The sequence below is a fragment of the Puia sp. genome (assembly GCF_036500295.1).
GTDB lineage: Bacteria > Bacteroidota > Bacteroidia > Chitinophagales > Chitinophagaceae > Puia.
Genome location: NZ_DASYCH010000018.1, coordinates 1 through 3,807, shown reverse-complemented (window position 1 = coordinate 3,807; position 3,807 = coordinate 1). Strand labels below are relative to the sequence as shown.

At 54.0% G+C, this 3,807-nt stretch carries 3 protein-coding genes; all 3 read left to right on the top strand.

What is annotated here, in order from left to right:
* The first annotated feature begins 221 nt into the window (after positions 1-221).
* On the top strand, positions 222-1,475 hold the full coding sequence (fabF, locus tag VGM48_RS05695) for a beta-ketoacyl-ACP synthase II (RefSeq protein WP_331576928.1): 1,254 nt from the start codon (positions 222-224) through the stop codon (positions 1,473-1,475).
* A gap of 53 nt (positions 1,476-1,528) precedes the next feature.
* A complete protein-coding gene (gene rnc / locus VGM48_RS05690; RefSeq protein WP_331576926.1) occupies positions 1,529-2,269 on the top strand; it encodes a ribonuclease III in 741 nt (246 codons plus the stop codon).
* 412 nt (positions 2,270-2,681) lie between these two features.
* Positions 2,682-3,807 (top strand): T9SS type A sorting domain-containing protein (locus VGM48_RS05685; RefSeq protein WP_331576925.1); only part of this gene is annotated, 1,126 nt, incomplete at its 3' end.

The window sequence follows — 3,807 nt, the reverse complement described above, 5'->3', positions numbered from 1 at the left end:
CTGGGAGGAACGATGTTTCGGCCAATGTTGCGAGGGAAGCCCAATCAGGGCCAAGCCGTGGCCCGGGCCGGGGGTCCCGCAACGGAATTGCGGGGCACTTTCAGGTAAGGCCCGCACGGAGTGCGGGCCGAAGTTCACCAGGAATTTAGCCTTTTGCTGAAATCGGGCTAATTTCTTTCAAGACAGGATCTCAGCGCATAAAATCCTCGGGAAAACTGGCTATGCAATTGAAAAGAGTTGTTGTTACGGGCATTGGCGCCCTCACACCCATTGGTAACAATAAAGATGACTATTGGAAGGGATTGCTGAATGGCGTTTCCGGTGCTGGTTCTATTACGCTGTTCGATGCTTCGAAATTCAAAACGAGATTTGCCTGTGAACTAAAGGGATTCGATCCCCTGCAATACCTTGACAAAAAAGAGGCCCGCAAGGTCGACCGCTATACGCAGATCGCCCTCGCCGCCAGTGACGAGGCCGTCAGGGATGCCGGGATCGATAAGGAAACAATGAACCCCGACCGTATCGGCGTCGTCTTCGCCAGCGGCATCGGCGGACTCATCTCCTTTCAGGATGAAGTGATGAACTTCGCAAAAGGCGATGGGACACCCCGCTTCAACCCATTCTTTATTCCAAAGATGATCCTCGATATCGCGGCCGGCCAGATCTCTATGCGGCACGGATTCCGCGGTCCCAACTTTGCCGTGACAAGCGCATGCGCCTCTTCCACCAACGCCATCATGGAAGCCTTTAACCTGATCCGCCTCGGCATGGCCGACATCCTGGTCAGCGGCGGTTCCGAAGCGGTCGTCAGTGAAGCCGGCGTCGGCGGATTCAACGCCATGAAGGCATTGAGCGAACGGAACGACGACGCAGCTACCGCCAGCCGTCCCTACGACAAAGACCGCGACGGGTTCGTCATGGGCGAAGCCGCCGGTGTAGTCATCCTGGAAGAGCTGGAACATGCAAAAGCCCGCGGAGCACATATCTATTGCGAGATCGCCGGTTGCGGCGCCACGGCCGACGCCTATCATCTCACCGCCCCTCATCCGGAAGGACTCGGCGCAAAGAATGTAATGCTCGCCGCCCTGAAGGATGCCCAGATGAAACCCGAAGACATCGACTACATCAATACCCACGGGACCTCTACCCCGCTCGGCGACGTCGCTGAAATAAAGGCCATCATCAGTGTCTTCGGAGAAACGGCCTTCGACGTCAATATCAGCAGCACCAAATCGATGACCGGCCACTGCCTCGGCGCCGCCGGGGTCATCGAAGCCATCGCCTGCATGCTGAGCGTTGTAAACAATGAAATCCCGCCGACCATCAACCACTTTACCGATGACCCCGAGCTGGATCCGCGGCTAAACTTTACTTTCTGGAAACCACAACAAAAAAATGTCACCGCCGCCCTCAGCAACACCTTTGGATTTGGCGGCCATAACGCCTGCGTCATAGTTAAGAAATACGACGCCTGACCTTGATAAGACAAATCTTTTTTTATTGGGTGAAAAAACCGTAGATTGTCATAGTGGGAATTCTGGAACGTATCATAAAAGGCGACGCCGCCGTCAATTCGTTCAAAAAGCAGCTTCGAAATGTGCTCGGGTTTGCCCCGGGCAAGTCTGTTTTATATAGGACAGCTCTTACCCATCGCTCCGTAAAAGACGGCGCCGATGAGAATAACGAACGGCTGGAATATCTCGGCGACGCCATCCTCAGCGCCATCATCGCTGACTTTCTCTTCAAAAAATACCCCTACAAAGAAGAAGGCTTTCTCACAGAAATGCGGAGCAAAATGGTCAACCGCAACCAACTGAACGAGATCGCCATCAAGATGGGATTGAAGAAGATCAGCAATTTCAACAAGTTTGACAGCAGCCTGAAGATGAGTCAAATCTTCGGTAATACCCTCGAGGCGATCGTCGGCGCCATCTATCTCGACAAGGGATTTGAAAAAACCCGGCAATGGGTGATTGAACGCGTGATACAACCCTACCTCTTTCTCGACGACCTCGAAAACCTCGAGATCAACCACAAGAACAAACTCTACGGCTGGGCCAACAAAAACGGTAAGAATCTCGAATTCGAAACCCTCGACGAACGCGTCGAAGGCGGCCGGAGACTCTTTACCGTAGGCGCCGTAGTCGACGGAGAAATACTAGCCCAGGGCAAGGCCTATAATAAGAAGGACGCCAGCCAGATTGCCGCCCAGTTGGCTTTGGACAAATTGGGTCTCAGCAAGTTAGAGACAGGTGACGACCCCGCATAGCCGCCCGGCTATAAACTCCACGGAATCTGGGTAGTCCACAATGAATTTTATTTGCATGTTTCCTTGCAGAATCATGGTATTTGTACTACTTTTAACACCTGCTTACCTTTTAACTACAAATGACGCCCCTTCCTGGGCGCGCAGTTCCCAATCATCCTTCTAATAAGTCAAAGACCAAACTCTCGCCTCCCAGCAAGAGATTACGATCCACTATTTACTATGTGTGTTGAAATCCAGTATGTGCTATGGTTTACCCCCTGAGCGTGAAGGACTATGTTTGTCCCTATCCGCAGAAATGCAACCACATCTATTAATTCAACCACTCGTGAACATGAAAAAGTTTTACACTCTGATCTGTGCTGGCGTTTTCTTTACCCTTTCGGCTTCCGCCCAATGGACAGGCGGTCAATTTATGGCTTTTAGACCAGGTAACTGGTTGCCGACCGGCCCCACAGATCCCACTATCTGGGTCAGCGGCGATGGCGTTCATAACGGCGCTCCTCTTTCCGTTGGTAATCCCGGTCCCGCAGGTCCCAACCAGGGCTTGTGCAACAACTGCTTGATCGATTTACAGGTCGCAGGCGGCGGAACCGTAACGCTGAACACCGGCGTAACGCTCACCGGCGGTTCGGAACTTCGTGTCGGCCCGGGCGTAACCCTGCTGATTACCGCCTCCCACGCCACCAACCCTGCAAATGCAAATGGCGTTATCCTGACCGACCAAAATCCGGGACAGATCAACCGCATCGTATGGCAGGATGGTACAGCCAAAATCGATGCCTCCCAGTTGACCGCAGCCGATCAGTTTGATGGCGTCTATACCTCCGTTGAAAACTCAACGGTCACTCCCGCCGTTTTCACCCTCACCAAACAGATCGGGGTCGCCCCGAAAGTTTTCCAGGGTACCGATCCGGCCAATTACGCGGTTACCGATGCCGGCAACGCGGTATACGGCAACGGCCTCTCGCTCGGCGGTCCACTCACGCTCGCCAATAATAGCGGCGTCGTTTCCCTGCCGATCATCATCTCCGCTTTCTCGGCCACCCTCGTCGACCAGAATGTTGTCGACCTGGCCTGGACCACCACCCTCGAATCAAACGCTGACCATTTCGCGATCCTGCGCAGCGTCGACGCCGGCGCCCATTGGGCAACACTCGGCACCGAAGCGGCCAGAGGCGGCACCGTCGCTACGGACTATACCTTCACCGACAGCAAGCCCGCCACCGGCGCAAGCGAATATCGCCTGCAACTGGTCGACAAGGACGGCACCTATAAATATTCCGAGATCAAGACCATCCGCAACAACCTCATCAGCTCCGTGAGCATTTTCCCCAACCCCGCTCACGACTATGTGAACGTTGCACTTGGCGGAAAAACGACGCTCAACGTATTGATTAGCCTCTACAATCAAAACGGCCAGTTGGTGCAGATAAAGAATGTGCAGAACGCAGGCGGTACCACCGTTCCCCTGTCGGTCAGCGGTTACTCGGAAGGCAGCTATATTCTCGTCGTCAACAGCTCCGACGGCTCCAAACAGG